The 6,687-nt window shown below is 66.4% G+C and carries 2 protein-coding genes; both read right to left on the bottom strand.

What is annotated here, in order from left to right; all coding sequences use genetic code 11:
- Positions 1–307: 307 nt before the first annotated feature.
- On the bottom strand, positions 308–1,726 hold the full coding sequence (locus tag HPA02_RS12880) for a glutamate synthase small subunit GltD family protein (RefSeq protein WP_146803612.1): 1,419 nt from the start codon (positions 1,724–1,726) through the stop codon (positions 308–310).
- 89 nt (positions 1,727–1,815) lie between these two features.
- Positions 1,816–6,267: a glutamate synthase large subunit gene (gene gltB, locus HPA02_RS12875; RefSeq protein ID WP_146803611.1), complete on the bottom strand. Its 4,452-nt coding sequence runs from the start codon at positions 6,265–6,267 to the stop codon at positions 1,816–1,818.
- Positions 6,268–6,687 lie beyond the last annotated feature (420 nt).

Here is a 6,687-nt window from a genome sequence, read left to right as displayed (position 1 = left end):
TTTGCGAAGTGCCTGCCCTCAGGGTAGCCCCGGGCCTCCGGCAACAGATGGCATTAGCGGTCGGCCAGCACCCCCAAACCTCGCAGCCCGAGTGGCCGTGGAAGCGACGCTGGCTGACTCGCTCCTCTCCAGGACGAAACCCCGACGCTGCGCTCGCGACTGACGCGTCGGGCCGGACCGAGGTCCCTCTCGCCGACCCTAGATCGACATCCCTGTCGATCCCCGCTAGTCGCTCGCTTCTCGTCAGCGCCCTGGCGACGTCGCTTCGCTAGCCAGCCCCGCTCCACTATCTAGCCAGTCGAGCGGCTTATACCTCCAGGTAGTCGAGGATGCCCTCGGCGGCCTGGCGCCCCTCGTAGATGGCGGTGACCACCAGGTCGGAGCCGCGCACCATATCGCCACCGGCGAAGATCTTCTCGTTGGTGGTCTGGAAGGGGTAGGCGCCCTGCTCGGGAGCCTTGACCCGGCCGCGCTCGTCCACCTCGATGCCGAAGTCGGCGAACCAGGGCGCCGGGCTCGGCTGGAAGCCGAAGGCGATCACCACCGCATCGGCGGGCAGCACCTCCTCGGAACCCGGCACCACCTCGGGACGCTGGCGACCGTTCTCGTCCGGCTCGCCCAGGCGGGTGCGCACCACCTTGACGCCCTCGACCTTCTCCTCGCCCACCACGGCCACCGGCTGGCGGTTGAAGAGGAAGTCCACCCCCTCCTCACGGGCATTGGTTACCTCGCGCTTGGAGCCCGGCATGTTCTCCTCGTCGCGGCGATAGGCGCAGGACACGCTGGCCGCGCCCTGGCGAATGGCGGTGCGGTTGCAGTCCATGGCGGTATCGCCGCCGCCCAGCACCACCACCTTCTGCCCTTCCAGGGAGACGAAGTCGGCGGGATCCTTCTCGAAGCCCAGGCAGTGGTTGACGTTGGCGATCAGGTAGTCGAGGGCCTTGTGGACCCCGGGCAGGTTCTCGCCGGGGAAGCCCCCCTCCATGTACTTGTAGGTGCCCATGCCCAGGAAGACGGCGTCGCACTCCTCGAGCAGGGTCTCGAAGGCCACGTCCTTGCCCACCTCGACGCCGAGGCGGAACTCCATGCCCATCTCCTCGAAGACCGCCCGACGCCGCTCCATGACGTGTTTCTCGAGCTTGAACTCGGGGATGCCGAAGGTCAGCAGGCCGCCGATCTCCGGGTACTTGTCGAAGAGCACCGGGGTGACGCCGTTGCGCACCAGGATATCGGCGCAGCCAAGCCCCGCCGGACCGGCGCCAATGATGGCCACCCGCTTGTCGGTGCGGGTCACCCGCGACATGTCCGGGCGCCAGCCCATGGCGAAGGCGGTATCGGTGATGTACTTCTCCACCGAGCCGATGGTCACCGCGCCGAAGCCGTCATTCAGGGTGCAGTCACCCTCGCAGAGGCGATCCTGGGGACACACCCGGCCGCACACCTCGGGCAGCGAGTTGGTCTGGTGGGAGAGCTCGGCGGCCTCGAGGATATTGCCCTCGGCCACCAGCTTCAGCCAGTTGGGAATGTAGTTGTGGACCGGGCACTTCCACTCGCAATAGGGGTTGCCGCAGGCCAGGCAGCGATGCGCCTGGCCCGCCGCCTCCTGGGGCTTGAAGGGCTCGTAGATCTCGGCGAACTCCTTGGCCCGGGTCCGCGCCTCCTTCTTCTGCGGGTCCTGACGACCCACGTCGATAAACTGAAAATCGTTGCTCAAACGGTTAGCCATGGTCTCTGCTCCTAGTCTCTGCGTGGCGATCTCGTCGGCGCCGGCCGGGGCCTTGCCCTGGGCCGGCGCCGGTCACTGATTCCGGCCGCTTATTCCGGCCGACGCCGGGATTCGGCGAGCAGGCTGCCCAGGCTCGCGGCCTTGGGCTTCACCAGCCAGAAGTGACGGACGAAGTCGCTGAAGTCCTCGAGAATGGCCTTGCCGCGCTCGGAGCCGGTCTCGGCCACGTACTCCTCGATGATCTCCCGCAGATGACGCCGATAGGCCTCCATGGCCTCGGTATTGACCCGGTGGATCTCCACCAGCTCGTGGTTGTACTTGTCGACGAAGGTGCGATCCTCGTCGAGCACGTAGGCGAAGCCGCCGGTCATGCCCGCGCCGAAGTTGACGCCGGTCTCGCCGAGCACAGCCACCAGGCCACCGGTCATGTATTCGCAGCAGTGGTCGCCGGCGCCCTCGATCACCGCATGGGCCCCGGAATTGCGTACCGCGAAGCGCTCGCCGGCGGTACCGGCGGCGAACAGCTTGCCGCCGGTGGCGCCATACAGGCAGGTATTGCCGATGATCGCCGTCTGGTGGCTCTCGAAGCGGCTGGCCCGGGGCGGCACGATAACGATCTGCCCGCCGTTCATGCCCTTGCCGACGTAGTCGTTGGCGTCACCCTCCAGGTAGAGGTTGAGGCCACGGGCGTTCCACACCCCGAAGCTCTGGCCCGCCACACCCTCGAAGCGCACCTTGATGGGGGCCTCCTCCAGGCCCGCCTCGCCGTAGCGCTTGGCGATGGCCCCGGAGGCCGCCGCCGGCACCGAGCGATCGCAGTTGGTGATGGCGAAGCGGAACTCGCCGCCGGACTTCTCGGCGATGGCCTGCTGCAGGGCCGCCAGCACCTCCTGATTCTTGGCGCCCGGATCGTGGGGCACGTTGCGCTCCACGGCGCAGAACTGGGGGGCCTCCGCCGGCACGAAGTCGTTGGCCAGCAGCGGCGCCAGGTCCAGCTTGCGCTGGGAGGCGGTCTCGCCCTCCAGCACCTCCAGCAGGTCGGTGCGACCGATCAGGTCGGTGAGCCGGCGCACGCCCAGCAGGGCCATCAGCTCGCGCACCTCCTCGGCGATAAAGCGGAAGTAATGCTTGACCATGTCCACGGTGCCGCGGAAGTGCTCGTCGCGCAGGTACTGGTGCTGGGTGGCGACGCCGGTGGCGCAGTTGTTGAGGTGGCAGATACGCAGGTACTTGCAGCCCAGCGCCACCATGGGCGCGGTGCCGAAGCCGAAGCTCTCGGCGCCGAGGATCGCCGCCTTGACCACGTCGAGGCCGGTCTTCAGGCCGCCGTCGGTCTGCAGGCGAATCTTGTCGCGCAGGCCGTTGATGCGCAGCGCCTGGTGCACCTCCGGCAGGCCCAGCTCCCAGGGCGAGCCGGCGTGCTTGATGGAGGTGATGGGGCTGGCCGCGGTGCCGCCGTCATAGCCGGAGACGGTGATCAGGTCGGCGTAGGCCTTGGCCACCCCGGTAGCGATGGTGCCGATGCCTGGCTCGGAGACCAGCTTCACCGAGACCTGGGCGTCCGGGTTGACCTGCTTGAGGTCGAAGATCAGCTGCGCCAGGTCCTCGATGGAGTAGATATCGTGGTGCGGCGGCGGCGAGATCAGGGTCACGCCGGGCACCGAATAGCGCAGCCGGGCGATCAGCTCGTTGACCTTGCCGCCGGGCAACTGGCCGCCCTCGCCGGGCTTGGCGCCCTGGGCCACCTTGATCTGCAGCACCTCGGCATTGACCAGGTAGGCCGGGGTGACGCCGAAGCGCCCGGAGGCGATCTGCTTGATCTTCGAGGAGCGGATGGTGCCGTAGCGGGCCGGGTCCTCGCCGCCCTCACCGGAGTTGGAGCGACCGCCGGACTCGTTCATGGCCTGGGCCAGGGCCTCGTGGGCCTCCGGCGACAGGGCGCCGAGGGACATGCCGGCGCTGTCGAAGCGGGGAATCAGCGCTTCCACCGGCTCCACCTCCTCCAGGGGCAACGGCTTGGCGGCGGGCTTGAGCCTGAGCAGGTCGCGGATGGTGGCCACCGGCCGCTCGTTGACCAGCCGGGCGAATTTCTTCCACTTCTGGTAGTCGCCCTGCTGCACCGCCTCTTGCAGAGTCTTGACCACGTCCGGGTTGTAGGCGTGGTACTCCTTGCCATGCACGTATTTGACCAGGCCGCCCTGGGAGATGCCCTTGCGGGGAATCCAGGCGTCCCGGGCCAGCAGTTCCTGCTGCAGCTGCAGCTCGGCGAAGCCGGTGCCCTGGATGCGCGAGGCCATGCCCGGGAAGCACAGCGCCATCACCTCCTCGTCGAGGCCCACCGCCTCGAAGAGCATGGAGCCGCGGTAGGAGGCCAGCGTCGAGATGCCCATCTTGGAGAGGATCTTGTAGAGCCCCTTCTGCATGCCCTTGCGGTAGTTCTCCCGGGCGTCCGCCGGGTTGCCGACCAGCTCACCGGAGCGGTGCATATCGGCCATCACCTGATAGGCCAGCCACGGATAGACCGCGGTGGCGCCGACGCCGAAGAGCACCGCCATCTGATGAGCATCCCGGGCATAGCCGGTCTCCACCACCAGGTTGACCCGCGGGCGCAGCGCCAGCTTGCCCAGGTGATGGTGCACGGCGCCCACCGCCAGGGCGGCATGGATCGGCAGCTCGCCCTTGGGCAGGTCGGCATCGGAGAGCACCAGGATCACCTTGCCGCTGCGCGCCGCCTCCTCGGCCTGCTGGCAGAGCGCCAGCAGCGCCTGCTTGAGGCCCTGCTGCTCGGGATCATAGCCGAGCGTGAGGGTGTGGCTGGCGAAGGCCGGATCCTCGTGACTGACCAACGCGGTGAACTTGCGCGGCGAGAGGATCGGCGTGGTCAGGATGATGCGATGGGCATGATCCGGGGTCGCCTCGAAGACATTGAGCTCGGCGCCGATGCAGGTCTCCAGGGACATCACGATCGCTTCCCGCAGCGGATCGATGGGCGGGTTGGTGACCTGAGCAAACTTCTGGCGGAAGTAGTCGCTGAGCAGGCGGTTCTGCCGTGACAGCACCGCCATGGGGGTGTCGTCACCCATGGAGCCCACCGCCTCCTGGCCGCTCTCGGCCAGCGGGCGCAGCACCTGATCACGCTCCTCGAAGCTGACCTGGAACATCTTCTGCCAGACATTGAGCGCCTCGGCCTCCAGGGGCTGGAAGCGGGCCAGCTCGGTGAGGGCGGATTCCAGGTAGTGGGCACGCTCCTTGAGCCAACGCTTGTAGGGATAGGCGGACTTGAGGCGCTCGTCCACGTCGGCGGTGTGCAGCACCTGGCCGGTCTCGGTGTCGATGCCCAGTACCTGCCCCGGCCCGACGCGGCCCTTGGCGACCACCTCCTCGGGGGCGTAGTCGTAGGTGCCGATCTCGGAGGCCAGGGTGATATAGCCATTCTTGGTGATCACCCAGCGGGCCGGACGCAGGCCGTTGCGATCGAGCATGCAGACGGCGTTGCGGCCATCGGTCATCACCATGCCGGCGGGACCGTCCCAGGGCTCCATATGCATGGAGTTGTACTCGTAGAAGGCGCGCAGGGCGCCGTCCATGGTCTCCACGTTCTGCCAGGCCGGCGGCACCATCATGCGGATGGCGCTGTAGATGTCCATGCCACCGGTCATCAGCACCTCCAGCATGTTGTCCATGCTGGAGGAATCGGAGCCTACGGTATTGACGATCTCGTCGAGCTCGGCGATCTCCGGCAGCAGCGGCGAGACGAAGTTTTCTTTACGCGAGTTGGCCCAGCCACGGTTGGCCTCGATGGTGTTGATCTCACCGTTATGGGCCAGGAAGCGGAACGGCTGGGCCAGCGGCCAGCGCGGCGCGGTGTTGGTCGAGAAGCGCTGGTGGAAGACGCAGATCGACGTGGTCAGGCGCGGATCGCCCAGGTCGCGATAGAAGGTGGGCAGGTCCACCGGCATCATCAGGCCCTTGTAGGAGACCACCTTGGCGGAGAGGGAGCAGACGTAAAACTCCTCCTCGTCGCGCAGGGCCTCCTCGGCGCGACGCCGCGCCATGAAGAGGTCTACCGCCAGCTGAGCATCGAGGCGTTCGTCGGCGGCCTCGACGAAGACCTGACGAATCCGCGGCAGGCACTCCAGGGCCATGGGGCCGCAGACGCCGGGATCGGTGGGCACCTCGCGCCAACCGTGCACGGTGAGGCCGCGGGCCTCGAGCTCGGCGTCCAGCACCTGGCGAGCATGGGCCTCGCGATCGTCGTCGTCGGGCAGGAAGATGGTGCCCACGGCGAAGCGGCTGCCCAGGTCGACCCCCAGGGTCTCCCGGGCCACTTCGCGCATAAAGCCCTCGGGCATCTTGAGCAGCAGGCCGCAGCCGTCGCCGGTCTTGCCGTCGGCGGCGATGCCGCCGCGGTGAGTCATGCAGGTCAGCGACTCGATGGCGGTCTTGAGCAGGTCATGGCTGGCCTCGCCTTCCATATGGGCGATCAGGCCGAAGCCGCAGTTATCGCGGAATTCGCCGGGCTGATGGAGACCTCGGTTCATGGGCGTGTCCCTCAAGCTAGATGTCTTTTATTTCCTGACCAGCCATGATATTTTTATCTGTTTTTATTTTTTTATAGATACGCAGTATCGGGCGGCCATGAAGCAGTAAAAAGGCTGTCCAGCATAGCCAGCCCCCCTTCCCCGCGCAATTCCCGGCCCCGACCGCCCCCCAAAAAATCTCAATAAATCGATGAGTTAGCCACACCCAACGAAGAAAAAACTCGCCAGTTCAATGACTTGACGCCACCCTCTCGATAACGATCACAATAATAGACTTTAGTCTAACAACCCCGACTTCCACCCATACCGATCATGCATAAGGCATACGAATTCATGAATCGCATACTCTCCAGACATAGGCTACGTCCCAAAAGAAAAGCGGCGGCCACCCCAAGGTAGCCGCCGCTTTTCTTGTGAAGA

The organism is Bisbaumannia pacifica, assembly GCF_007989625.1.
Classification (GTDB): Bacteria; Pseudomonadota; Gammaproteobacteria; order Pseudomonadales; family Halomonadaceae; genus Bisbaumannia; species Bisbaumannia pacifica.
This window is presented reverse-complemented; position numbering and strand designations above follow the sequence as displayed.

Excerpts from the sequence above, each read along its gene's own strand:
- HPA02_RS12880 (WP_146803612.1), bottom strand. The coding sequence starts at position 1,726 with ATGGCTAACCGTTTGAGCAACGATTTTCAGTTTATCGACGTGGGTCGT.
- gltB (WP_146803611.1), bottom strand. The coding sequence starts at position 6,267 with ATGAACCGAGGTCTCCATCAGCCCGGCGAATTCCGCGATAACTGCGGC.